Raw genomic sequence first — 25,478 nt, 5'->3', positions numbered from 1 at the left:
GGAGATGCGGGCGCGTACCGGCCCGGGCCGCCCGTGCCCGAATTCGGTTGCCGCAGCGTGGTCGGCTGTGGATCCTGCTGGAATGCGCTTCTCGATCAACCTCCCGAACTTCGGTGACTTCGCCGACCCCCGCAACGTCGCGGCCGTTGCGGCCGCCGCCGAAGACGCCGGCTGGGACGGGCTCTTCGTCTGGGACCACGTATTGCACCGGAGGCATCAGGGGCGCCCCTTCGGGGACCCCTGGATGCTGCTGACCGCGGCCGCGCTGGCGACGTCCCGGATCCGGCTGGGCACCCTTCTGACGCCGGTCCCTCGGTATCGTCCGCAGCAACTGGCGCGCCAAGTGGCCACCTTGGACAACCTCAGCGGTGGCCGGGTGACCTTCGCCGCCGGCCTGGGCGGCCCGGTCGAGGACGAGTACCGCAGCTTCGGTGACGCCGCCGAGCCACGCCTCCTGGCCGAGCGACTGGACGAAGGACTGGAGCTGCTGGGCCGCTTCTGGTCCGGCGGCGCGGTGAACCACCACGGCCGGCACTACGAGGTCCGGGATGTGACGCTGCTGCCTGCCACCGTGCAACGGCCAGGCCCGCCGGTGTGGATCGGCGGGTTCTGGCCGCGTCGTGCGCCCATGCGGCGGGCAGCGCGCTGGGACGGCGCGGTGCCGCTCTTCGAGACGGCGCGGCACGGGCAGGTGCCCGATGTCGCGGAGGTACGCGAACTGGTCGCCTACGTAAGCAAGCACCGTGCGGCAGAGGCCGAGCGCCCCTTCGAGCTCGTGCTGGGCGGCGCGACGCCCCCTGACCCGGCCAAGGCCAGGGACGTGATCGGCCCGCTGCACGACGCCGGCGCCACCTGGTGGGACGAGCGACAGGTGCAGACCGGCCCCGACCTGGACCGTCTCGCTGCGGTGCTGCGTCGCATCGAGGCGGGTCCGCCGGCGGTGTGATCCTCCCGCGAGGATGTCAAGGATGCGGGTGATTGGGCCGGCCTAGTCGGCAGCGCGTGGCGGGCCAAGACCGGGTAGCCGCTGCTTGCGCGGGCCCGGCGAAAATCGGTTGCGTGGTGTGTGGGGCTCGCTAGGATCATGCCGATCTGGAGTGCCGGGCGTGATCGAGAGCCCGGCGTAGTGGGAGAGGAGGTGCGTAGTAATGGACGCCGCCATGATGCGGCGCGCTCGTGCGTGCGCGCCAGACGCCTCTTCTCGCTACCTTCCCACCGGCTGACGGCACGCGTCCGCTGACGCTCCCTCCGGTGGGTTCTTCCACTGGAGATCATCACCATGCGTGAGCGCTTTACCGACGGCGAGTCCTTCGCCCGTATCCGCCCCAAGGGCAGCCGACGACGCGGCCACCGAGACGGTGAGCAGGCCTTCGAGGAGGCCTTCACCGAGTATGCGGTGCGACGGCCGTTGGCGGCCCGGGATGCCACCGATTCCTCGGTTCTCGAGACCTCCGCCGAGGACGACCAGGACACTCGCTGGGAAGACCTGACAGCGGTCGGTCACACCGCCGACGGGCCTGCCGAGGGTGATCGCTGGTCGACCTGGGATCGGTCGACCCCGACCGAGAAGGGCCCCGAGCCGCGCCCCGCATGGGTGGTGACGGACCTGGCGGCTGTCGACTTCGAACTCGGCATCGTCAAGACCGGCAAAGAGGCCGACGTCTTCCTGATCGAACGGGCGGTGCCCGGAACCGACCGCCGTACCCTCATGGCCGCCAAACGCTACCGCGACGGGCAGCACCGCATGTTCCACCGCGACTCCGGATACCTGGAGGGGCGTACCCACAAGGAGTCCCGCGTCAGCCGGGCCATGGCTAAGCGCACGGCCTTCGGCAAGGAAGCCATCGCCGGCCAGTGGGCCGGTGCCGAGTTCGCGGCGCTGTCGCGGCTGTGGTCGTCGGGGGTCGCTGTGCCCTACCCCGTGCAGATCCTCGGAACCGAGATCCTGATGGAGTTCATCGGGGACCGGTTGGGGACTGCCGCGCCACGCCTGGCGCAGCTCCGTCCGGAAGAAGCGGATCTGGACGACCTGTGGGAGCAGCTGGGCCGCAGCCTGTCGCTGCTCGCGCGCGACGGCTATGCGCACGGCGACCTGTCGGCCTACAACATCCTTGTCCACGAAGGCCGCCTCGTCGTCATCGACGTGCCTCAGATCGTGGACGTCGTCGCCAACCCGCGGGGCCGCTCCTTCCTCGAGCGCGATGTCCGCAACGTGGGCGCCTGGTTCGTCTCCCGGGGCCTCGCGCAACGACGTGTCGAGGAGCTGGCCCGGGCGCTGGCCTTCGACGCACGGCTCGGCTGAGGAGCCGTCCTTCGAATGGGCGCGTCGTCCGCTGCCGTGCACGCCGACACTGAACGCGGGCCCGGGCGCTCCTCCCGGGCCAGCGTGGGCGGCGGTTGTGCGCCCCGTCCTGGGTGAACTCCACCGGTGGGACCTTACGGGACCACCTCGGCGGTGTCTTCGAGGGCCGCGCTTGTGTCACCGTGCCGGTTCAGGCGTGGGTGGGGCAGGTTGAAGCTCGCTTGTGGCAGGAGACGCGCCGACTCCTGCCACAGGCGCTCGATGTCAGGACGTTGCCGGGACGGGCTCTCCCGTCTCGGACGTCTTCGCCTCCACCGTGTTGCCGGCGTCGGGGGCCGGCACTGAGGCGGGGGTGTAGAAGACGCTGCCCTGCTGGCGGGAGCGCTCGGCGAGACCCTTGGCCACCAGCGCCTCCAACGTGTTGCGCACCACGGGAGCGCTCGGCGTGGCGCGACTGGGGTGCTGCTTGGCCAGGGTGTCGACGAACTCGCTGACCATGCGCGGTTCGCTGCTCGCGGCCAGGATGTCCGCGACCAGGCTGCGCAGCGTGGGTTCGCTGGATCGTGAGGTAGCGCGCTTGGGCTTCCTGACGTCCTCGGGGGCCGCCGTCCTCTTCCGGGCCTTGTGGGCCGTCGGCTCGCCTGCCGGCTTCTTCCGCCCACGCGGACGGGGCACGGGCTGGGCCGCAGGTGTCACCTCCGGCTGGCCGGTCTCGTCGCCGGCGGTCGCTTCACCTGCAGGTTGCGCCGGCATCGCGACGCTCGGCGCACCGGCCACGGTTCCCTGCAGGTGGGTCAACCACTCCCGCTCCTGCTCGAGCTGTGCCAGCCGGTTTTGGAGTTCCGCCAACTGCACGCGGACCTTTTCCCGCTCGTTGGCGTTGTTGTCCAGGTCCTCTGCGAGACGCGTCGCATACCGGTCCTGAATGGTGTTGTTGTTGGACACGACAGCCGCTCCTCGTGTATCGGGTGTTGCTCCCGGATAGTACCCACCCGAGAGCCAATGCGAGTTGTCGCCGTGTGCGAACCACCCCTATCGAGTCGCGCATGGCAGTCGTGTTGAGCCCGGGTAGAGCCGGTAGAGAAGCCGTCGTCCAGAGAGGGCAGATTCCTCGCCGAGGCGTGATGGCACGAAGACAGCGGGGAATGACGGTAGTTGACGTGAGGCATCACAGGAAGTGGAACGTCCCGGTGAAGACCTGAGCTGATTTCCGGTACTCGCATCCGAACGGGGATCGCTCCCGATGAAAGCGGGCACCGAAGAGGTGCGAGGTCGGCCGGCCGTGCTGGGGAGGGGGACGGGGCGTGGTTGTCGTCTGGGGCGTGGCGTTGGCCGTTGTGGCTGCGGCCGCGGTGGTGGCAGGGCTGGTGCGGGCGGGCCGCCGGGGGGCTGCCGCCGAAAGGGTCCGGCTGGTGAAGCTCGCCCGTGTAGACGTTGTTCGATCGCTGGACGAGGTCGAGTGAGCGGGAATTCGAGGAGTATGTGGCAGCCTCGTGCCGCAGAGACGGCTGCGCCAAAGTCCGCCGCGTAGGTGGAGCCGGCGACCTTGGTGCCGATGTCATCTGCTGTCTGCCCGATGGCCGGAAACTCGTGATCCAGTCCAAGCGCTACGCGCGGCACCGGTCGGTGGGCAGTCGCGACATTCAGACGTTCAACGGAACCGCTCGAGCAGAACACGGGGCAGATGTGCCGCTCGTCGTCGCTTCCTGCAAGTACACCCAGCAGGCTCGAACGTTCGCAGCCAAGCAGCAGTTGACGCTGATCGACATCGACCTCCTGGGCTTCTGGAACAGCGGTACCCCCTTGATGTCGTTCCTCGGTCCGGACATCAATCGCTCCGGTACCAACCGAAAGCTTCATCCGGAGATGTGACCGTGCCGGCGCGCCGACGCGGGCGGACAAATCCTTTCCCGGGCGCTCGCCGAGCAGCGCCAAGTGCTGCCGCCAGGCGCTCCGCACGCGAAAGGCCCGGCACGCCGTTGCGACGTCCGCCGGGCCTTCGGTACGTGGGTCAGTTGGCGGGGGTGGACTCCACCGGAGCCGGAGCCGGAGCCGGAGCCGGAGCCGGAGCCGGAGCGACGGCGGCGGGGACCTCCTCGACTGCAGCGGCAGGAGCGGGGGCCTGCGCCGGAACCGCGGGGGCCGCGACGGGCGCCGCGACGGGCGCCGCGGGGGCCGCCACAGGCGCGGTGGGAGTCACGGCGGCAGCGGCGGCGGCAGCGGCGGCCACGGCCTCCTCGGCGGCCTTGGCCTCTGCGGCCTCCGTCGCCTCGATCTCCGCGGTGTGCTTGGCCACGAACGCCTCGCCCAGGACCTCGCGGGCCTCCTTGAGGTGGTCGAGCTCCACCTCGCCGTTCTCGGCGACGTGGCCCTCCAGGGCCTCGAACATCCGCTCCACCGGCTCGTGCGAGCCGCCAAGACGCTGCTCGGCGTAGACCGCCACACCCAGCTTCAGGAAGAGCTCGGCCGTGCGGCGGTTGACCGTGAAGTCGTGGATGGCGTCACCCCCCGCGTCAAAGCCCTTCTCGATGACTTCGAATGCCTTCTTGATGAGACTCACGCTGTGCTCCCCTGCACGTGCCCGTCGGACGACTGCCTGACTGTGACCTGATCTGACCTGAACTGCCCTGTGCCGCAACTGACCCAGCGAGCCGATCAAGGTCGAACCCTATGACAGTTTCCCGGCCGATGCGCACCCACCCCGCTGCCGATCCGTACACATTGGGCGGCTTGACCGGGCCCCGGGCATCGCACCCGTCGACGGCGCTGCCGCATACCGCTTCCGTGTGATCACGGGGCCCGTACGGACGCCGGTGCCGGCGGAACGGTTTCACCGGGCACCGCGGGCTGCGTGACCCCGGATGAGCCGAGGCCATCCGCAGCCGTGGGCGAACGTCGGGTCCTCCGCTGCCTCCTCGAACCGCCGGGGGGCAGGCGCGGGCCGTCCCCGCCGTGCGCGTCAGCGGTTCACCCCTTTCCGCGGACCACGGCGACGGGGGAGTGCGCGTGATGGAGCAGAGCCTGACTCACCGAACCCAGGAGCAGCCCGGTGAATCCGCCGCGTCCCCGTGCGCCGACCACCGTGAGCTGGGCGGTCTTGCTTGCCTCGATCAGTGCCTCACGGGGGCCGTCGTCCACCACTGCCTGGCTCACCGCGACGTCGGGATGCCTTTCCTGGTGACCTGCGAGTACCTTCGTCAGATCCACGCTCTCGTCTGTCGCACCGGGCCGATTCCTGTGCGCGTGGAGGGCGATGATCTCAGCTCTGCGCAACGCCGCTTCGGCGAAGGCGAATTCGAGCGCTTTGGCCCCGGCGGTGGAACCGTCGACGCCCAGCAGGACAGGGCCGGACGTGTCCGGCTGTTCCCGCACCACCATGACGGGGCACTGTCCGTGAGCGGTCAAGAACACCGCGGTCGACCCCAGCAGCATCCCGATGAAACCGCCCATGCCCCGGGATCCGACGACCACCAGGTCCGCGGTTCGCGACTGCAGCTCAAGGGCCGTCAACGCGTCCCCGTTCAGCACGGCTTGGCTGACCCGCACTGGCGGCGCCACGCGCCTCGCGCGCTCTGCTGCTTCCCGGACCAGGCGTTCGGCCACCTTCCGCAGGCTGTCCTCGGGTGGGCCCAGTGGTGAGGGATCCATCGGAACATGCATCGGCATGACAGGCAGAGCGAGCCCATGGACGATCCGCAGCTCCGCATCGCGCCACAGGGCTTCCCGGGCGGCTTCCTCCACCGCCGCCAGACTGGACGCCGAGCCGTCCACGCCCGCTACGACCACATTGCTCACCGGGACTCCTTGCCTGCGCGATTTCAAGCGATCACGTGGACGACTCCGGCTGCCGGTGCCGGAGGGTGTATCGCACGCCGCACCCTCTACTCGGACACACTGCCTTCGCTCTTGTCCGGGCGCATCCCGGGTGTGCGGGATGCGGAGCCGTCGGGTGCCGGCCTCCGTCCCGCCGAGGGCCCTCCGGGGAGCGCTTCGAAACTTGACGGCCCGATCGGCGCCCTCCCCGTCCCGGCGCCAACGTGCGCCGGGGTAGCAGGGTGTCCCGGTGCCGCCGCTTGAGTGCGGGACCTGCGACCACCGCACCGGGGCCGGTGGTCGGTGTCGTCGAGCGGCGTGACGGCCGACATCGCGGCCGTGCCAGTCGGGAGCGGAAGTCGTCGCCGTCCGCGAAGGGCGTCCAGCCGCTGCGCCAACAGGAGTGCCACCGCGGACGGGCCGGTCGACGCTCGTGACCACGACGCACGCGGATCCACGCTCAGTGCGGCCCATCGGATTCGTCGACCGGAAGCGCTTCGGGATGCAGCAGGCCGCTGCGCCGCCGTTGCGCGGCCTCGTGCGGCCGCGGAGGCGGTCCGTCGGAACCAGCCGGATACTCCTCCATCGGAACGAGATTGTTCTCCCACGCGCTCAGGACGGGGGTCAGTACCCGCCATGCCTCTTCGGCCTCGTCGCCAGGGATGGACAGGGCCGGATCACCCTTCATGACGTCCAGCAGGAGCCGGCCGTAGGCAGCCAGGCCGGGCGGCTCCATCCGTGCGGTCAGCGAGAGCTGGGAGAGCGTCTGGGCGTGTGCGCCGATGCCCGTCATGTCGAGGGTCAGCCCGTCCGGCTCCAGCCCGAAGCGGAGCACGTTTGGCAGGGCCTCTCCCTCATGGCCGAAGGGCAGGTGGGGTACGGAGCGGAAGCGCACCGCGACCTCTTTGCGGTCCTGGCCGAGCAATTTGCCGCTGCGCAGCCGGAAGGTCGTCCCGGACCAGCGCCAGCTGTCCAGTTCCAGTTCGACCTCGGCGAAGGTCTCCGTGCACCGCCCGGGATCCACGCCCTGCTCGTCGACGTACGCGGGAATGGGGTGGTCGCAGATCCGCCCGGACAGGTAACGCGCGCGACGCGTGCGGTGCACGACGTCGTGGTCGGTGAGGAGCCTGACGGACCGCAGCACGTCGGTCTCCAGTGGTGGGGTCGATCCGTTCCGGCCGCGGCCCGAGCGGTCACGCCCTCCCGCGGACGACCGCGACCGGGCAGTGCGCGTGGTGCAGCAGCGCCTGGCTCACCGAACCCAGCAGCATCCCGGAAAAGCCACCGCGCCCCCTGGCTCCGGCAACCATCAACTGGGCGTTCCTGCTGGCCTCGATGAGGACCTCGCGGGTTTCACCGCTCAGCACCTCCTGCCGGACCGTGACGTCCGGATACCGCTCCCCGCGACCGGCGACCGCCTGGGCCAGCAGACGTTCCGCACTCTCCGCGCCCGTACCGGGGGGCGCGTGATCCGGCAGCCAGGCGTGCACGGCTCTGATCTCGCTTCTCCGCGACGATGCTTCTTCGAAGGCGAATTCGACCGCTCTCTCGCCCTGAGGGGAGCCGTCGACGGCCAGCACGATCGGCCCGGTGTCGTTCGGTTCCTCGCGAACCACCATCACCGGGCACTCGCCGTGGGCGGCCAGGGACACCGCCGTCGAACCCAGCAGCATGCCGACGAAGCCTCCGGTGCCGCGGCCGCCCACGACCACCAGGTCCGCGGCACGCGACTCAGCCGTCAGCACCGATACCGCATCGCCGAGCATCACGGCAGCGGCGACCTCCACATCGGGCGCCGCTCTCCGGGCACGCTGTGCGGCGTCGTGCGCCAAGCGGTTGAAAGGCGAGGGGTCCAGCGGCGCGTACATGGGCCTGACCGGCCAACTGAGGGCGTACACCACACGGAGCCTCGCCCGGCGTCGCTGCGCTTCCCGAGCGGCCTGTACCACCGCGGCGTCACCTGACGACGAGCCATCCACTCCTACGACGATCAGGCCGCCCACTGTGCCTCCACCAATCGGCTTCCAGTCTCCCCATCAGCTGCTGCAGCTCCCAGCTTCACTCCGGCCGGTTGACGTCGCCAGCCGGCCGGCGGGTCGGTGGCCGCTGGACCAAGAGGTGGGCTGCTTCCCGGGGTGGTCGCGGCTTGCGCGCACCCGGATCCTCGGTGGCGCCCTGACCGGTGGTAACGCTGTGCGGTGTGGCCTGCTGTGACGGCGTTCCGGGCCCAGCGCGGTTACCGGCCCCGGGGTATGGCCGCCCTTGAACGCCGAGTCGCGCATGTGATCGCAATCCGGTCATACTTACACGTAAATCCCGATCCGGGTCATGATTGCCCGGCGTCACCGAGGCACGGTCATTCGTATGAACGCCAAGACCAAGTACACGCTTGCCGCCGCCGCCGTCGGCTGGACGTTCCTCGCGTCCCAGTGGTCCGGCAGGGGCTGCGACTTCGTCCCGCAGGCCTACGCCCTCGTGCTCTCCCACGGCATGCCCGCCAGCAGTGAGGGATGCAAGGCCGAGCAGGACGGGCCGCAGTACACCGACAAGTACCAGCGGTGACGCACATGTGAGCTTCGGCGTGGATGTCACTGCGATGTGCGGCTTGGGTGCCACTCGTACTCGGCGGGCCGCACATGGCCGCCGCCCTTGTCCCGGCGGCCCGGTTACGGGTCCCCTTCGCTTCGGGCCCCTGGCCGGGCTGACGTCAGGCGGTGTTGTGTTCGAGCCAGGGCACGATGTGGTCGACGTAGCTGTCCACGTTGGACAACGGTTTGCCGGGCAGGACCGCGATCAGGTGTCCGATACCGAAGGTCTGGTCCCACACCCGTGCGCGTCGGTAGGTGTCGTGGTCGACGGCGCGGCGGACGGTGTCCCAGCCGTGCCAGGCCATGCAGGCCGCATCGATGGCGGGATCGAAGGGCAGCGCGAGGTCCCAGTCCAGGACGCCGATCAGCTTCCCGTCGGAGCTCCAGTGCACGTTGGAACCGGCGAGATCACCGTGGACGAGTGCGTCAGGCACCGGGTCCAGGGCCATGGCGTTGTCCAGGCGACGCCGGCCTTCGTCGCGCCATCGTACGGGCAGGCGGGGGATGACGTCCTCGGCCAGGATGCCGGCCCAGCCCCGTGGGGACGGTTCCCGGGTCGTGGCCAGGGCCTGGCGGAGCCCGGCAGCAAGGGGGACTTCCCGCAGGTCCCGTAGAAGTTTCCCGATGTGCTCGGGGTCGCCTTCGCCTTCGGGCAGTGCGGCGCCGTCGATCCAGGACACGGCGACCGCGGCACGGCCGTCGAAGACCGCGACCGGCGTGAGCGGCTCCGGTACGGCGAACGGCAGACCGGCGGCCCCGACGGCCCGCAGCAACTCCATCCTTCGCGGCAGCGCCTCCGCTGCCGACGGACGCTTGCTGATGCGCACGGCCGCGACCTGCGGCAGCAGCACGACGTGATGGATGTTGCCGTCCTCTGCCAGGCGCGCCCGATCCAGTGGGGCGCCCGGCAGAAGCGCATCGACAATGTCCAGCAAGTCCGCAGGTACATCGTGGCCCACGGTTCCGTCCTTCCGGTTTCCTGCTCCGTCTGCAGGATCGAACTCGGGCACGCCGCGGCGGTGACCGAGGATTCGGCGCTCTCATGGTGCCGCAGAGTCCGAAACCGAAGAGATCCGCACCCCGCAGCCTGGGTGGCCGGACGCGGTACGAGGTCCCGGGCCATGCCGGCCCCGGGTCCGTGCCGTGTGGCCCGCAGTCGTCTGCTCAACGACGAACGCCGCTTGCTGTGGCCTCCCTTCGAGTCCCGTCCGCGTGAGGGACTGAGGAACAAGGCGGCGCTCGCGTGCGGGCCCGGTCCGGACCGGGTTGCCTCCCGGGCAGCAGGACTTCGCAGACCCGCCTCAGCGCGGGCGATGGGGCTCGTGGCCGGGCCGCCGGGTCAACCCGCCACCACGTGGATTCGATGACCCGCACAGTTAAACCGTTTCACTGATCTCTCGAATCTGTTTCATCAAGTCTGCGCAACCCGTTGCCATGGTGGTGTGATGGCCTTCAGAGTGTGATTGAAGCGATTCAACACGCCTCGTGAGGAGCACCCGTGCGTCAGCAGATCGCCGCCGTGGTCGCTGCATCAGTCTTCGTCGTGGTGGCAACCGCGACGGCGACGGCAGCGAGTCCACCCGCCGCCCCCGCCCCCGCCGCTGCAACGAGCGTCGGCCATTTGACGGTCAACGCCCTTGACGCCCCGCTCGGTATCCCGCCCGCGGCGCCCGCCCTCGGCTGGCGGCTCGCCTCCGAGCGCCGCGGCGTCACACAGCGGGCCTACGAGATACACGTCGCCTCTTCGGCCGACCGCCTCGGCGACCCCGACGTCTGGGACAGCGGCAAGGTCTCCTCCCGTCAGTCGACCGACGTCCGCTACGGCGGCCCCGCGCTGCAGCCGCATACGGATTACGTCTGGTCCGTCCGGGTCTGGGACGACCGGGGTGTCGCCTCGCGATGGAGCGACCCCGCCACGTTCGGCACCGCTCTGGGCGGCCAGTCGTGGACGGCCTCGTGGATCGGTGCGGACACACCGGCGCTCGGTGCCAAGTGGACCGACTACACCGTCAAGTTCACGGCTTCCGGCATCAACGGGGCGCTCGGCGTCTACTTCCGCGGTCAGGACACCGAGAACGCCTACATGTGGCAGATCAGCGACACCGACGACGCGCTGCGCCCGCACGTCAAACGCGACAGCGGCTACTCCGTCCTCAAAGCGACACCGTTCCCGGCCGGCTTCGACTTCGCCGCCGAGCACGACTACGCGATCGCCGTCGACGGCGACACGATCACCACCACCGTCGACGGCGAGCGGCTGGACCGGCGCACCGACGCGACGTTCGGCGGCCCCGGCACGATGGGCTTCCGTACCAGCGGCGCGGAGCGCGGCCTGGTCCGCGACGTCACGGTCACCAGCGCCGACGGCACCGTCCTGGTCGACACCGCCTTCCCGGCGGGCGACCGTACCTTCGCCTCCGGCACCGTCACCGCCGGCGGCCTGCGCGTCGACAGCGCGGGCGGCGAGGCCTGGCTGCGCCGCGACGAGCCGGTCCCGCTGCTGCGCAAGGAGTTCGATCTCGGCGGCAAGAAGGTCGCCCGGGCACGCGTCTACGCATCGGCACGAGGGGTGTACGAACTGCGGCTCAACGGGGAGCGGGTCGGCAGCGCGGAACTCGCGCCCGGCTTGACGGCGTACGACAAACGCATCGACTACCAGACCTACGACGTGGCCCGGCAGGTCCGCGGTGGCGCCAACGTACTGGGCGCCGAGGTGGCACCGGGCTGGTACAGCGGCAAGGTCGCCATGTTCGGCACCGACGTCTACGGCAAGGACACCTCGGTGATCGCCGAGATGCTGGTCGAGTTCACCGACGGCACCAGTACCACCGTCCGTACCGACGGCACCTGGACCACCACCGGCGGTCCGACCCGCGAGGCCGACCTGCTCGACGGCGAGTCCTACGACGCACGGGTGGCGAAGCAGGTCGCCGGCTGGGACAGGCCCGGCTTCGACGACGCGAACTGGGCCGCGGCGGACGTCCGCGACGAGCCGGTGAACGTGCTCGAACCACAGACCGCGGTCGACGTACGGGTCACCCAGGAACTCAGGACCGCGAAGCGCATCGACTCGCCGACCGCCGGCACCTACCTCTACGACCTCGGGCAGAACATGGTCGGCCACGTACGCCTGACCCTCGAGGGCGAGCCGGGCCGGACGGTGAGGGTCCGGCACGGCGAGGTGCTCAACCCCGACGGAACGCTCTACACCGCGAACCTGCGCAGCGCGAAAGCGACCGACCACTACACCTTCGCCACCGACCAGCCGGAGACCTTCGAGCCGTCGTTCACCTTCCACGGCTTCCGGTACGTCGAGATATCCGGCGTCGACGAGGCCCCGGCGGCCAAGGACCTGGTCGGTGTCGTCGTCGGCACCGACGGGGACCTCACCAGCAGCCTGGACACCAACTCCGACCTGGTCGACCAGCTGCACAGCAACATCGTCTGGGGCATGCGCGGCAACTTCCTGTCGATCCCCACGGACACCCCCGCGCGCGACGAACGGATGGGCTGGACGGGCGACATCAACGTCTTCGCCCGCACCGCCGTCTACAACATGGACGCACGGTCCTTCCTGAGCAAGTGGCTGCAGGACCTGCGCGACACCCAGCGGACCAACGGCTCGCTGCCCGGCGTCGCCCCCGTGGTCCCCGGCCGCTTCGACGGCGGCTACGAGTCGGCCGGCTGGATGGACGCCGGCGTACACGTGCCGTGGACGCTGTGGCAGGCGTACGGCGACACCGACGTCATCCGCGACAACTACGACATGATGAAGCGGTACGTCGACTTCCTCGACTCCGACTCCACCGGCCACATCCGCTCCGCCGGCGGCTATCTCGACTGGCTCAACCTCGACGACGCGACCCCGGCCGACGTACTCGACACCGCGTTCGTCGCCAAGAGCACACGAGAGTTCGCGCAAATGGCGGCCGCCATCGGCCGGGACGGCGACGCGGCGGCCTACCAACAGCGCTATGAGGCGGTCAGGTCGGCGTACCAGGCGGCGTTCATCGGCGCCGACGGCACCGTGAAGGGCGACAGCCAGACCTCGTACGTACTGACACTGACGGGCGACCTCGCCCCCGCCGACCGGCGCGACGCGATCGTCGCCAAGTTCGTCAAGACCCTCGAGCGCCGCGACTACCACCTGTCGACCGGCTTCCTCGGCGTCGACGGACTGCTGCCGGCACTCACCGAGGCGGGCCGCTCCGACATCGCCTACCGGTTGCTGCAGCACAAGGACTACCCGTCGTGGGGCTACGAGATCGGGAAGGGCGCGACCACGGTCTGGGAACGGTGGAACTCCATCAACCCCGACGGCACCTTCAACGACATGGGGATGAACTCGTTCAACCACTACGCGTACGGCGCGGTCGGCGAGTGGATGTACCGCACCATGGCGGGCGTCTCGGCGGCGGAACCGGGCTACCGCAAGGTGCTCATCGCCCCCGAGCCCGGTGAGGGCATCGACCACGTCGACTTCAGCCACGAGACCCCGTACGGCACGGTCCGCAGCGCATGGGACACGACCAGCGGGGCGATGATGCTCGACGTCACCGTGCCGGCGAACACCACCGCCCAGGTGCGCATCCCGGCGCCGAACCGCTGGGCGGTCACCGAGGGCGGCAGGCCGATCGGCGAAGTCGCCGACGTGACGTACGTCGAGCGGGCGGACGGGGCGGTGGTGCTGGAAGTCGGCTCGGGGCGCTATGCGTTCGCGGTCGACCCGGTGCTCGGGGACCTGGGGGCGGCCCAAGCACAAGCGGCGTCGTTCGCCGACGACGTCGACGCGCTGCCGGCACGTGGTCCCGGCAAGATCGCCAAGGGTCACCTGCAGACGCGCACCGCTGCGATGCGCAAGGAGCTCGACGCCGCGTGGCACCTGCAGGACCAGGGCGCGGACGCGCGGCTGACCGCCGCCGCGGTGCACCGTGCGCTCGCCGCCGTGGCGGACCTCGACCGATGGACGCGGACGTACGCCGATCAGGGCACCATCGACAAGACGGCGGCCACGGTGCTGCGTGATGCGCTGACCGGCATCGAGCGGACCCTGTCGCGGGCATCGTCGCGGCTGGTCGGCGCGGTGGCCACGCTGGACGTGCCGGCCGACGAGATCCTCCCGGGCGACGTCGTCCGCGTGACGGTGGCGTTGGCGAGCACCGGCAAGCGGCAGCTGACCGGCCTCGATTCGTCACTGCGGGCGCCCGGCGGATGGACGGTGAGGTCCGTGGGCCGGCACGCGTCCACCGCTGGTGCGGGCGGTACGGTCGAGCACGCCTACGACGTCACGGTCGCGCCGGACGCGCAGGCGTCCGTGGCCGACCTCACCGGATCGGTGTCCTACCGGTACGGGGGAGGAACGGCGACGCTACCGGTGTCGGCGGGCCTGGTGGTCGCCCCCGGCGTCGCCATCGACAGTGTGTCCAGTACGCCTGATCCGGTGGGCCCGGGTGAGGAGGCCACCGTCGCCGCGGTGCTGACCAACCGCACCGAGGTGGTGCAGTCCGGCAAGCTCACGCTCGACCTCCCCGACGGCTGGGCGACGCCGAACCCGGTCGGCTACCACCTGGACCCGGGGGAGCGGACAAGGGTCGATGCCGTCGTGACGGTGCCGCTCACCGTCGTGGAGGGCGCGGCCACGGTCACCGCGGCGACCGGCGCGACGACGGCGGAGCAGGCGACCGGCACGATCGCGGTCTCGCTGCCCACCCCACCCGCGCGGACGAGCGACCATGTCGACCTCGGTGACGGGCCGTCGGAGTCCGCCCACCGGCTGACGGCGTCGGAGCACTCGGGGACGAACATCGAGGCCGGGCTGACACGGCGCTACAGCCACTCTTCCTACCCGGGTGGCTGGTTCGAGTTCGACGCCGCCGTACCGGCCAGTGGTCGCTTCGTGGTCCGCATCGTCGAGACCTTCGACGGTGCCCGGCGCAAGACCTATGACGTCCGGGCCGACGGCGAGGTGGTGCACAGCGTCGACCTGAGGCGAAGCGAGGGCGGCCAGGGCACCGTCACCCACCAGTTCGTGGTCGAACCCTCCGCCGGCACGTCGGACGGCACCGTCCGGCTCCGCTTCCAGGACACCGGCGGCGACTACGACCCCTCGATCGCCGACGTGTGGGTGGTGCCGGTCGGCTGATGCCGCCGGTCACGGTCGTGTGCCTGAGGACCCCCGGCGCGGGTTCTCAGGCACACGACTGGGCTCCCCTGTCTCGACTCGTCAGGATGCTGTCGCAGTAAATGCCGGATCTACTGCGGCGAGTCTCTACCGTGATCTGCGCGACCTGCGGCGGGACGTTCCGGCCGCCGAGGTGAGGTGTAAGCATTTACTGCGGCAGGGCAGGGGAGCAAGGCGGGTGTGACGATCGAACCAGCGACCGGACTCGGGAGCGGGGGTGCTCTCCGGCTGCCGCGCGCCCGGGTGGTGCCTCCGTCCTCCCCGCCCTCGTCGTGCACCGCGGCGGTCGAGCGATACCTCACCGGCGCGGGAATCGCCAAGTACTCCGCGCGGATCCACCGGATCTCGCTGACGACGTGGGGGTGGATGCTCGCCGGCGAACCGGCGCCCACCGGTCCCGCCCGTCTTCCCCATCGCCGCCATCGACGACCCTGCGCTGCCGGAGGTGCTGGCCGAGCTGGCGGCGGCGCGTGCGGAGTGGTGTGCCCGCGCCGGCGTCGACGCCGTCGCCCGGCAGGTTGTGAAGGCGACTCCGCAGCCCGCCGCCGGGGCTGAGCCTCACGCCGGTGCCTCGGTGTACGGGGAGACGTGACCGTCGAGTGCGTGCCTGTCGGCGGCCAGTAGACTCGACCGCCGTGGCGGACACCCAGTACGAAGACCTGTTGCGGCTGGTGCTCACCTCCGGGACGGCCAAAGCCGACCGGACGGGCACCGGCACCCGAAGTGTCTTCGGGCACCAACTACGCTACGACCTCTCACAGGGGTTCCCGCTTGTCACCACCAAAAAGGTGCATCTCAGGTCCATCGTGTACGAGCTGCTCTGGTTCCTGCGTGGCGACTCGAACGTCGGCTGGTTGCAGGAGCACGGCGTCACCATCTGGGACGAATGGGCCGACGCGAACGGCGAGCTCGGTCCGGTTTACGGCGCGCAGTGGCGGTCCTGGCCCGCCCCGGACGGCAGGCACATCGACCAGGTCAGCGAGGTTCTCGACACTCTGCGCCGGGACCCGGACTCCCGCCGGATGATCGTCTCCGCCTGGAACGTCGCCGAGGTCGACAAGATGGCTCTCGCGCCCTGTCACGCCTTCTTCCAGTTTTACGTCGCCGACGGCAAGCTCTCCTGCCAGCTGTACCAGCGCAGCGCGGACCTGTTCCTCGGCGTCCCGTTCAACATCGCCAGCTATGCCCTGCTCACGCACATGGTGGCTCAGCAGGCCGGCCTCAAGGTCGGCGACTTCATCTGGACCGGCGGCGACTGCCACATCTACGACAATCACGTCGAGCAGGTGACCGAGCAGCTCTCGCGCACTCCGTTTGAGTTTCCCGCGTTGCATCTGCGCCGAGCCAACTCGCTTTTCGACTATGCCTACGCCGATGTGGAGGTGCTCGACTACCAGCACCACCCAGCCATCAAGGCCCCGGTCGCGGTATGAACGTCGGGCTGATCTGGGCGCAGACCCTTGATGGGCGTGATCGGTGCGGCAATGCGATTCCGTGGCGCCTGCCTGAGGACATGGCACATATCAAGGCAACCGCCCTCGGCCATCCCGTGGTGATGGGGCGCAAGACGTGGAATTCCCGGCCCTTCGACCAGGCCGTCGGTGACCATGACCAGCGCGGCGACCTTTTCCAAAGTGAAGGTCTCCTCGGGGTAGTCGATGTCGGGCAGGACTCCCGGGACTGGCCCTCCGGGCAGTGATCACCGAAGTCGCAGCCTATGCACTGGTCCCTGGGCCTGCCCTGCGCTGCGGCCATTGCGGCGTTGAGGCCACGGATGACACCGTTCAGGTTCAAAAGAGCCGACGGTGCAGCCCTCTGGAGTAGTTCGTCCGAGGCGTCCATCTGCCGCTCCCTGACCATCATCGAGCGATATGACCCGGATGGGATCAATAATCCTATCTGCGGCAGAGCAGGGCGCGTCGACGGGAAGCGGAGCGCGAAGCTGACGGAGGGTGATCTGCGATCCCCTGGGGCGTCTGCCAAGAGGCGCATGGCCGCGGCCTGCGTACCCGCGAAAGCCGGTGCCCCGTAGGGCGGCCTCTGCGTGCGGGCAAGCGTGCGGCCCTCCCTTGTGAGTCGCAGCGTGCGCCGACGGGATGCCCCCAAAGCCAGACTGGACTGTTTCGTCCTCTTTGCTTAGGCTGGGACGCGCTGCGCCAGAGCCGGAGCAGGCGGTCCCCTCCCACCGGCTCGGCCGGAGACCGAAGGCCTTCACGGCGGCCGCCGAGCGACTTCCGGCAACTCTCCCATCACGGGCTTTCGCGATCGACTGGAGGGCCGAGATGCCTCACGTTCTGTTTTCAGCCGCGGAATCGTCCGTGGAGGTGAGGAACAACGAGAAGGACCATCGCTACGAGATCTCCGTAGCCGGTGAGACGGCCGGCCACATGGGTTATCGCGAAATCGGCAATCGACGCGTTCTGATGCATACGGTCATCAACGAACCATTCCGCGGGCGAGGTCTCTCCAATGTGCTCATCAAGTGCACCCTGGACTTCTTGCGCATCCACGGAAACACAATTTCAAATTACTGTCCGGTTGTCGACAGGTTCATACGCAAGAATCCCGAATACACCAGCCTGGTCGACACGAGACATTCAGGCACCTGGGTCTCGCCTTCGTCGAGCTGAGGATCCGGTTCAGTCCACGACGTAGGAGCGTACGTGGTTCAACGCCATATGCATGGCGACGCGCATCGGCTCGACGTCCTGGGCGGTCTGAGCCAGCAGATAGCCACCCTGCAAGGCGGCCATGACAGCGGTGGCGAGCTGCTCCGGGTCCGCCCCTTCACGCAGCGAGCCGTTCTCCTGCATGCGCTTCAAGCCTGCCGAGATGAGCCGTTGCCACTCGGCGAAGGTCTCGGCGAGCTTGCTCCTCGACGTCGGGTCCTGTGCCGCCCGGGCGCTGACGAGCGAGCCCAGCGCGCACCCGTAGGCGCCGTGCTGCAGAGAGTTGAGATGGATGAGCTTGTCGCTCCATCGCTCGAGCGCGCGAATGGAATTCATCCGCTCCAGCATTTGGCGATCACGGTTCAGGACCTGATCGGTCCGCAGCTCGATGACACTGTGGACAAGCTGGTCTTTGTCCGCGAAGTGGCGATAAAGCTGCGATTTGCTCGTCCCGCTTGTCGCTCGTACGTCGTCGAGTGAGACCGCGTTGACGCCCCGCACATAGAAAAGGTCGGCAGCGGCCTGAACAATGCGGTCGCGTGTGACAGCCCCACGCGAGGTCAGGCGCCGCTCTTGCCGAGGAGCATCATCTACGGACATGTGCCCGATATTACTACGCGCGATCACCGGTCTACGGAAGAGTCCGGGAGTCCTGCCGACGCGCACTGGGGGGTGACCAGTCGGCTGCTCCGTGCCCACCGGGGCGTCGGGTGCGTGAGTTGCGGCCTTCGCAGGTGCGCGCGACCTGCTGTCAGATGGACCACCTCTGCCTCGTACCGGATGCGAATCGTGGGAACGCGCGAATACGGATCCGACCCGACTGCCCCGCGCTGACCAGGCAGCAGCCCGCGTCGACACGCATCAGGTCCCTGCGAGCACGGTGGGGACTCCGAGAACGGCGACATCCCGGGGCGTCCACTCCACGGACTACATGGTCCTCTCGTTTGCGTTATAACGGAAGAGGACGGCGGGCTCCCAATCTTATGGAGCTGATAACCGACGACTATCGCCGGCGGGACGAGTGCACGACCAGACGGCCCGGCCACGGCGCCTACCGGGAGGGTAAACGACTCCGTTCCGCAATCAACGCCAGCGCTGTGGTCACCGGAAAAGGTGCGACGGCGGAGCAGGGCGAACTCGGTTCGACATGGGACAACGGCCGCCGCCAGCCCAGCAGCGACATTCTCCGCTCAGCGGCCGGCCGGAAACGCACCACCACTCCCGCCGGCACCACGTGGAAAAGGAGCATAACGATGCGCGCAGCACTTATGTACGGCGCTGGTGACGTCCGCGTCGAGAACGTGCCCGACTCCGTCATCAAGCGCCCGACCGACGCCCTGGTGCGGATCACCGCATCCTGCGTCTGCGGCACGGACCTGTGGCCGTACGCCTCGATGAAGCCCGAGGACGGTCCGGCCCGGATGGGCCACGAGTTCATAGGCATCGTCGAGGACACCGGCTCGGAGGTGTCCACCCTCAAGCGCGGCGACCTGGTCGTCTCACCCTGGAGTATCTCCGACAACACATGTGAGTTCTGCCGTGAGGGTCTGACCAGCTCCTGTATCCACCCACAGGCGAACTTCTGGGACGGCGAGGCGGAAGAGGGCGCCCAGGCCGAAGCCATCCGCGTCCCCCTGGCCGACGGCACCCTCGTCGCACTCCCCGTCGCAGCGGATTCGGCCCTCATTCCCTCCCTGCTGACGCTCTCCGACGTCTTCTGCACCGGCTACCACGCTGCCGTGTCAGGCGGAGTCGACGAACGCACCCGCGTCACGGTGATCGGCGACGGTGCCGTCGGGCTGATGGCGGTGCTGTCCGCCAGGCGCCTGGGTGCCGAGCAGATCGTCCTCATGGGCCGCCATCCGTCGCGCACCGACCTGGGCCGCGAGTTCGGCGCGACCGATGTCGTCTCCGCCCGCGGCGAAGAAGGGGTCCAAACCGTCCGCGAGCTCACTGGCGGGTACGGCGCGCACGTGGTCCTGGAGGCCGTCGGCACCAGGCCCGCCTATGATCAGGCCCTTGGCGACGTCCGGCCAGGCGGGGTCATCAGCCGGGTCGGCGCCCCTCAGTACGAGGAGGCGCCCATTGGCGTCGGCAGCCTCTTCCGCCACAACATCCGCCTGGCCGGCGGCCCCTCACCGGCCCGCGCCTACATCGAGGACTTGTTGCCCGACGTCCTGAGCGGCACGGTCGAGCCCGGAAAGGTCTTCGACGCCACCACCGACCTGGACGGCGTTCCAGCCGGCTACCAGGACATGGCCGGCCGCAAGAGCCTGAAGGTGTTCATCAAGCCCTGACCCCGGACACGGTCGGGGTGCGGCGCAGTCCCCACCCCACCGGCTGCGGTCGGGCCCCGCGAGGTCGCCTGCTCGTCGCCGCCACGGCGCCGTGACGGCCAACCGCGGCGGGCCGGCCGCCGAGAGCGGTGGCGTGCAGGCGCGATCAGCCGGCCGCCTGAGGCACCTTCGGCATGGGCGGCAGGTCGGTCCCCAGGTCTGTCCGTCGTCACCATCGCCTGGAGATCCGACCCCAGGCACCGGCGCGTCCGGCCGGGTCCTGCGATGAGGCACTGAGCCTCAAATGGGACTATCTCGACCAGTCAGCGACTTGAGTATGCTGCTAGAGTCCAAGTTCAGGCGAGTTTGTGGACTCTTTAGTTCACTTTTGAGGCGCTTGCAGCTGCCGCGCGTGGCGCAGGGGAGACGACGGGACAGAGGGAGACACCCGATGAGGGCGATTGTTGTGACCGATCAGGACGCGGGAACGGCCGGAATGAGGCTGGCGGAGCGTCCCAAGCCCGAGCCGGCGGGGAACGATGTGCTTGTTGAGGTGCATGCGTCCGGATTCACCCCGGGGGAGCTGACGTGGCCCTCGAACTGGACGGACCGCCTCGGCCGCGACCGGACGCCATCGATCCCTGGCCATGAGCTCGCTGGAGTGGTCAGTGCCCTCGGCTATGGCACGACGGGGTTGTCTGTGGGACAGCGGGTCTTCGGCCTCACGGACTGGACTCGCGACGGCACGCTGGCGGAGTACGCGGCCGTCGAAGCGCGTAACCTCGCGCCGCTGCCCGGGGATGTCGCCTTCACGGTAGGCGCGAGTCTGCCGATCTCGGGCCTGACGGCGTGGCAGGGGCTGTTCGAGCACGGCCGGCTTCAGCCGGGGCAGAGCGTCCTCGTGCACGGCGCGGCCGGCGGAGTCGGATCGATGGTGACGCAGCTCGCGCGCGAGGCGGGTGCTTACGTCATCGGCACCGGACGTGCCGCCGATCGTCAGGCGGTGCTTGACTTCGGCGCGGCCGAGTTCGTCGACCTGGACAACGACACGCTGGAGGACGCCGGCGGAGTTGATCTGGTGTTCGACGTCATCGGTGGCGACACTGGGAAACGGTCCGCGCGCCTGATTCGCGCCGGAGGAACGCTGGTGACCATCGCCGGCCCGCCAGGGGCGCGACCTGTGGACGGTCTGGCCATCGACTTCGTTGTGGAGCCCGATCGGGTTCAGCTGGGTGAGGTGGTCCAGCGGGTGCGGGACGGACGGCTGCGTACGGTCATCGGCACCGTCGCGACGCTCGATGATGCCGTCGCGGCTTTCAATCCGTCCGAGCGGGTCAGGGGAAAGACCATCATCCGCGTTCGTTCATAACGGCCCACAAACCCTACAATGGACGATTCAGTCCACTTGTTGACCGATAGGACTGCCCCGTCAGCCAGGCGGAGCCGGCACAGACACAGGAACGGCGATGGCAAAGGTGCTGTGGACCGACGCGAGCGGCTCGGTCAGAGTCGCCAAGGACGAAGACAACAGATTTTACGAGGTTCAAGAGGACGGCAACTACGCGGGGCTGCTCGCCTACGAGCGCAAGGGCACTCACTACAGCCTGACGCACACGTACGTCCAGGAGGGTTACCGTGGCCGCGGCCTGGGGACCGCGTTGATCCGCGAGGCGCTGTCCGACCTGCTGCGGGAGCACGCGGCAGTCACCAACCGGTGCCCCGTCGTGGATCGCTTCATCGAGAAGCACCCCCAGTTCCACGAGATTCTCGATCTCGGGTCGCAGGCCGCCGACGACGCCCACGACTGAGGCGCCCGCCGCCGCCTGCGGCGGAACGAGGCGCCGCGGGGTTCTCGTGGCTGCGCGTCGCCATCGATTTCACATCTCTCAGAAGGGGCAGAGAATGGCGAGCACCAGCGGAGCCACGGCACGTGTTCGCATGATCCAGGCCGCTGCAGAGCTCTTTTACGTCAAAGGTGTCAACGCGGTGACCTTGGATGACGTGCGCGCGGCGAGCAGGACCAGCGCGTCGCAGTTCCATCGCCATTTTGCGGACAAAGACGAACTTGTACTCACGGTGATCGAGTTGCGCGCTCAGCAGATTCTCGATCGCGACCGACAGCACTTGGAACGGATGAGCTCCTTCCGAGCCCTGGAGCGCTGGACCGAATCGATCATCCGCCTCAACTCTCTCCAGGACGGGGCTTACGGGTGCGCTCTGGGTGCACTCGTCGGATCCCGCGCGGCTCAGGATCCCACGGCCCGAGACCTGCTCGCTGAGAAGTTCGGCGAATGGCAGGAGCTGATCACCGCCGGCCTGATCCGGATGCGGGAGAACGGCTCGCTCAAGGAGGAGGCCGATCCCGCCAAGCTCGCTGTGTCCGTGATGGCCGCACTGCAGGGAAGCTACTTGCTCGCCCAGATGACACGCGACGTCGAACCGATGCGCATCGCCATGAATATGGCGCTGGCCCACGTGAAGACGTACACCGTGGACTGATACGCGGTGCACGAGGCGGCACGAGAGGTCCATGGCGAACGCGAGGCATTTCCCCATGTGCGGTGGTCTCCCTGATGGCCTCGTTCGCCGCGCCGCCCAGCACCGGATCGACGGACCACAACCATGGGCGCCGGCACCGCGTACACGACACCGATCACTCACCCGAGTCGGCGCAGCTTACGGGCATGACGCGCCGCGCCGCGCCGCGCTCGCGCAGGCCGAAGCGTCCAGACCGATCTCAGGACATGACTTACCGACTCTTGGAAAGGCACCGCTCGATGCAGGACGTGGCACCAGTGATCGACCTGACTCGCCGGGGAAGAACGCTCCAACTCGCATTCTCCTCCGGGGTGGTCTCCCTGGTGGCCGCGTTCGCCGCGTCGGCCGCACCCATCCCCTTGTTCAACACCTACCGGGCCGAGGACGGGTTCACCAACGCCGGGGTCTCACTGGCCGTCGTCAGCAACTCCGTCGGCACCATCGCCGGACTGTTGGTGCTGGGACGACTGTCCAATCACCTGGGCCGACGGCCCACTGCGATCGTCAGTCTCGGTCTGCTCCTGCTGGGCTGTCTACTGCTGCTGACCGTGCACGACATCGGGACCCTGCTGTCCGGTCGGCTACTGATGGGTGTCGGTACGGGGGTGGCCAGTAGCGGCCTGGCCTCCTACATCGTCGACGCCGCACCCACCAGGCCGGAGTGGTTGGCATCCGTCTCCTCCAGCCAGGGACCCATGCTCGGCCTCACGCTCGGCGCCATCGCCTCCGGCGGCCTGGTCCAGTTCGGCCCCTGGCCACGCCATCTCGTCTACCTGGTTTGCGCCGGTTTCCTCGTACTGTCCGCCGCACTCATCGTCATCAGCCCGGAAACCGCGCAGCCGACGCCGGGCGCTTGGCGATCACTGCTGCCCCGGGTCCGCATACCGGCCCGGGCCAGGCATCTGCTCCCTGCCGCGGCCGCGGTGTTCCTGGCCACCTGGGCGACCGGCGCTTTCTACCAGGCCTTCATGCCCGCACTGGTCGCGGATCAATTCCACACCCACAGTTCGCTCACCCTCGGACTTTTGTTCGCCCTTTACCTGGCCCCCAGCGTTCTCGGCGCGCCCATCGGCGGCCGGTTCACATCCGCGGCGGGCCAACGCATCGGCATGATCATCTTCCTGACCGGATGGATCGGCCTCATGGCAGCGATCACCGTAGGCACACTGGCGTTGCTCATCGCCGCAACCATCATCGCCGGCACCGGCCAAGGCATCGCCATCAGCTCCGCCACCCGCGGCCTACTGCACGGCAGCACCCTCGCCGACCGGGCACCGGTCTTCAGCGCCATCTACCTCCTCTGCTACAGCGGAGCCGCCTTCCCCAGCCTCATCTCCGGCCAACTCTCGAACACTTTCTCGCTGCCTCAGATCGCCCTCGGATACGCCGCACTCGCCATCGTCGCCACCCTCTTCAGTGTTCTCGCCGCACGCGACCCGCACACCGAAAGGGCAGGTAACGCTCGGCGCGGTGAGTGATCAGGACGAACCTCGCCGTCATCGCGAGGCCCCTGACACGCCGGTCCAGCCTGCATACGCGGTTCGCGTCGGCCGGCAAGTCCGGGAGCGCCGGCCGCGGACAGACAACGGCGCCGTGGCTCAGCCGGCGAAATCGTCACCGCCTTCGACCCGTCCGAAGTGGCGAGGCAAGGCGGTCAAGCGGTTTCGCTAATGTCGTGAATACGGCGAAGCCCCCTCATGGCGTCACAACGGGGTAATCGAGAACTGCCACAGGAGAGATGTCCAGATGAAAGCGATTGTGGTGACGGACCGGGCCGCGGGAACGGCGGGGATGGAGCTGGTGGAGCGGCCCGACCCGGATGCGGTGAGGCTCGCCAGTCTCGAGGGGGCGAACTACGGCGATGTCGTCGTTGAAGTCCATGCCTCAGGGTTCACCGGGAATGAGCTTGAGTGGCCCTCTACCTGGATCGATCGGCTCGGCCGAGACCGGACGCCGTCAATCCCGGGCCACGAGGTGGCTGGGGTGGTCACCTCTCTCAGCTATGGAACGGCGGGTTTGTCGGTCGGTCAGCGGGTTTTCGGCCTCACGGACTGGACCCGCGACGGCACGCTGGCGCAGTACGTCGTCGTCGAGGCGCGCAACCTCGCGCCGCTGCCGGGCGACGTCGGCTTCACGGTGGGCGCGGGCGTCGCGATGGCGGGCCTGACCGCCTGGCAGGGACTGTTCGAGTACGGCCACTTCCTCCCGGGGCAGAGCATCCTCGCGCACGGCGCAGCCGGCGCGGTCGGCTCGATGGTGACGCAGCTCGCACGCGAGGCCGGCGCATACGTCATCGGTACCGGACGCGCCGCCCATCGTCAGACCGCGCTCGACTTCGGCGCGCAGGAGTTCGTCGATCTCGAGAACGACGCGCTGGAAGACGTCGGCAAGGTCGATCTGGTGTTTGATGTCTTCGGCGGCGACATCGGAAGGCGGTCCACGGGTCTGGTTCGAGCCGGAGGAACGCTGGTGACGGTCGCCGGTGTGCCTGAGGTACGGCCGGCCGACGGTCGGGCGGTCGACTTCGTTGTCGTGTCCGATCGCGCGCAACTCGGCCAGATCGCTCGACAGGTGAGGGACGGGCGGTTGCGGACGCACATCGGCCGGGTCGCAACCCTCGATGATGCCGTGGCTGCCTTCAACTCGACCGAGCGGATCAGCGGGAAGACGATCATCCGCGTTCGCTCGTGAGAGATGAGGGACACGAACCGGCCGAGCCACGAAAGCCACTTCTTCCTCGCTCTGACCTCGGGTGCTCGACGAAGCCGCCCACCTGAAGTCCGGTTACCGAGTCTTGACGGAGGTGGTGGGCTGCCGCCCGAACGGCAGGCGATTCGCGAGCGGATCCTTGCCGGCCCCGATCACCTCATCCGCGCGCTCCGCCTCGGCGACCGAAAGATCCAGAACCGCAGCGACCCCATCGACGGTTGCCTCACCGAAACCGGACTCACCCCAACGACACCACGCCTACAGCCTCGGTAACCCGGATGGAGGAGCCGGCCGCCGCCGAGCTGCCCCGGCCCGCCGGTGAGCTCCGCCGCGAGGACACGGGGCAGCTGCGGGAGGACTGATCACCAGTCAGGGCCGTCGGCCGGCGGGGCTGGTGTCCTG

The 25,478-nt window shown here is 68.9% G+C and carries 20 protein-coding genes and 2 pseudogenes; 15 read left to right on the top strand and 7 right to left on the bottom strand.

What is annotated here, in order from left to right; translation table 11 throughout:
• Nucleotides 1-82: 82 nt before the first annotated feature.
• Together AC3EUJ_RS24440 and AC3EUJ_RS24435 are read left to right on the top strand one after the other, a co-directional pair.
• A complete protein-coding gene (locus AC3EUJ_RS24440) occupies nt 83-946 on the top strand; it encodes an LLM class flavin-dependent oxidoreductase (RefSeq protein WP_431964782.1) in 864 nt (287 codons plus the stop codon).
• Between the two features lie 333 nt (nt 947-1,279).
• Nucleotides 1,280-2,302, top strand: a complete 1,023-nt coding sequence (locus AC3EUJ_RS24435) for a serine protein kinase RIO (RefSeq protein ID WP_431964780.1) — start codon at nt 1,280-1,282, stop codon at nt 2,300-2,302.
• Between the two features lie 264 nt (nt 2,303-2,566).
• On the opposite strand, the gene AC3EUJ_RS24430 is transcribed toward AC3EUJ_RS24435, so the two are convergent.
• Entirely contained in the window at nt 2,567-3,247 is a 681-nt protein-coding gene (locus tag AC3EUJ_RS24430; protein WP_431964778.1) for a hypothetical protein, read from the bottom strand.
• A gap of 489 nt (nt 3,248-3,736) precedes the next feature.
• Here AC3EUJ_RS24430 and AC3EUJ_RS24425 point away from each other — a divergent pair, with 489 nt between their 5' ends.
• Nucleotides 3,737-4,174, top strand: coding sequence for a restriction endonuclease (locus tag AC3EUJ_RS24425; protein WP_431964776.1), 438 nt, complete (start codon nt 3,737-3,739; stop codon nt 4,172-4,174).
• Nucleotides 4,175-4,313: 139 nt separating this feature from the next.
• Here AC3EUJ_RS24425 and AC3EUJ_RS24420 read toward each other — a convergent pair whose 3' ends face one another.
• The 4 genes from AC3EUJ_RS24420 to AC3EUJ_RS24405 form a co-directional block, all read right to left on the bottom strand.
• Nucleotides 4,314-4,862, bottom strand: a complete 549-nt coding sequence (locus AC3EUJ_RS24420) for a hypothetical protein (protein ID WP_431964775.1) — start codon at nt 4,860-4,862, stop codon at nt 4,314-4,316.
• A 407-nt stretch (nt 4,863-5,269) separates the two neighbouring features.
• A complete protein-coding gene (locus tag AC3EUJ_RS24415; protein ID WP_431964773.1) occupies nt 5,270-6,097 on the bottom strand; it encodes a universal stress protein in 828 nt (275 codons plus the stop codon).
• A 478-nt stretch (nt 6,098-6,575) separates the two neighbouring features.
• A complete protein-coding gene (locus AC3EUJ_RS24410) occupies nt 6,576-7,259 on the bottom strand; it encodes a hypothetical protein (protein ID WP_431964771.1) in 684 nt (227 codons plus the stop codon).
• 49 nt (nt 7,260-7,308) lie between these two features.
• Nucleotides 7,309-8,118 (bottom strand): universal stress protein, encoded by an 810-nt coding sequence (locus AC3EUJ_RS24405; protein WP_431964769.1) that lies wholly within the window; start codon nt 8,116-8,118, stop codon nt 7,309-7,311.
• A gap of 361 nt (nt 8,119-8,479) precedes the next feature.
• On the opposite strand from AC3EUJ_RS24405, the gene AC3EUJ_RS24400 reads away from it, so the two are divergent.
• Nucleotides 8,480-8,677, top strand: a complete 198-nt coding sequence (locus AC3EUJ_RS24400; RefSeq protein WP_431964767.1) for a hypothetical protein — start codon at nt 8,480-8,482, stop codon at nt 8,675-8,677.
• 145 nt (nt 8,678-8,822) lie between these two features.
• Here AC3EUJ_RS24400 and AC3EUJ_RS24395 read toward each other — a convergent pair whose 3' ends face one another.
• Nucleotides 8,823-9,554: a phosphotransferase family protein gene (locus tag AC3EUJ_RS24395; protein WP_431964765.1), complete on the bottom strand. Its 732-nt coding sequence runs from the start codon at nt 9,552-9,554 to the stop codon at nt 8,823-8,825.
• 647 nt (nt 9,555-10,201) lie between these two features.
• Between AC3EUJ_RS24395 and AC3EUJ_RS24390 the strand changes: the two genes are divergently transcribed.
• The 4 genes and pseudogenes from AC3EUJ_RS24390 (at nt 10,202) to AC3EUJ_RS24375 (ending at nt 17,514) form a co-directional block, all read left to right on the top strand.
• On the top strand, nt 10,202-14,845 hold the full coding sequence (locus tag AC3EUJ_RS24390) for a family 78 glycoside hydrolase catalytic domain (protein WP_431964763.1): 4,644 nt from the start codon (nt 10,202-10,204) through the stop codon (nt 14,843-14,845).
• A gap of 674 nt (nt 14,846-15,519) precedes the next feature.
• Nucleotides 15,520-16,317 (top strand): thymidylate synthase, encoded by a 798-nt coding sequence (locus AC3EUJ_RS24385; protein WP_431964761.1) that lies wholly within the window; start codon nt 15,520-15,522, stop codon nt 16,315-16,317.
• Nucleotides 16,314-16,451 (top strand): annotated as a pseudogene (locus tag AC3EUJ_RS24380) (dihydrofolate reductase); the annotation flags it as partial. The gene AC3EUJ_RS24385 and the pseudogene AC3EUJ_RS24380, both read left to right, overlap by 4 nt.
• Before the next feature lie 757 nt (nt 16,452-17,208).
• On the top strand, nt 17,209-17,514 hold the full coding sequence (locus AC3EUJ_RS24375; protein ID WP_431964759.1) for a GNAT family N-acetyltransferase: 306 nt from the start codon (nt 17,209-17,211) through the stop codon (nt 17,512-17,514).
• Nucleotides 17,515-17,523: 9 nt separating this feature from the next.
• Here the strand turns inward: AC3EUJ_RS24375 and AC3EUJ_RS24370 are convergent, their stop codons facing one another.
• Entirely contained in the window at nt 17,524-18,153 is a 630-nt protein-coding gene (locus AC3EUJ_RS24370) for a TetR/AcrR family transcriptional regulator (RefSeq protein WP_431964757.1), read from the bottom strand.
• Between the two features lie 653 nt (nt 18,154-18,806).
• Between AC3EUJ_RS24370 and AC3EUJ_RS24365 the strand changes: the two genes are divergently transcribed.
• The 7 genes and pseudogenes from AC3EUJ_RS24365 to AC3EUJ_RS24335 all read left to right on the top strand — a co-directional run.
• Nucleotides 18,807-19,850 (top strand): zinc-binding dehydrogenase, encoded by a 1,044-nt coding sequence (locus tag AC3EUJ_RS24365; protein WP_431964755.1) that lies wholly within the window; start codon nt 18,807-18,809, stop codon nt 19,848-19,850.
• Nucleotides 19,851-20,280: 430 nt separating this feature from the next.
• Nucleotides 20,281-21,198, top strand: a complete 918-nt coding sequence (locus AC3EUJ_RS24360) for an NADP-dependent oxidoreductase (RefSeq protein WP_431964753.1) — start codon at nt 20,281-20,283, stop codon at nt 21,196-21,198.
• Between the two features lie 97 nt (nt 21,199-21,295).
• Nucleotides 21,296-21,637 (top strand): GNAT family N-acetyltransferase, encoded by a 342-nt coding sequence (locus AC3EUJ_RS24355; RefSeq protein WP_431964751.1) that lies wholly within the window; start codon nt 21,296-21,298, stop codon nt 21,635-21,637.
• 94 nt (nt 21,638-21,731) lie between these two features.
• A complete protein-coding gene (locus AC3EUJ_RS24350; RefSeq protein WP_431964749.1) occupies nt 21,732-22,328 on the top strand; it encodes a TetR/AcrR family transcriptional regulator in 597 nt (198 codons plus the stop codon).
• Nucleotides 22,329-22,402: 74 nt separating this feature from the next.
• Nucleotides 22,403-23,845, top strand: coding sequence for an MFS transporter (locus AC3EUJ_RS24345; RefSeq protein ID WP_431964747.1), 1,443 nt, complete (start codon nt 22,403-22,405; stop codon nt 23,843-23,845).
• 268 nt (nt 23,846-24,113) lie between these two features.
• A complete protein-coding gene (locus AC3EUJ_RS24340; protein ID WP_431964745.1) occupies nt 24,114-25,058 on the top strand; it encodes an NADP-dependent oxidoreductase in 945 nt (314 codons plus the stop codon).
• 165 nt (nt 25,059-25,223) lie between these two features.
• A pseudogene (locus tag AC3EUJ_RS24335) lies at nt 25,224-25,349 on the top strand (IS630 family transposase); the annotation flags it as partial.
• Nucleotides 25,350-25,478: the final 129 nt, after the last annotated feature.

It is taken from the genome of Actinacidiphila sp. bgisy160, assembly GCF_057707815.1.
Note: the sequence above shows the minus strand (reverse complement) of the source record. Positions and strands in the feature narration are given on the sequence as shown.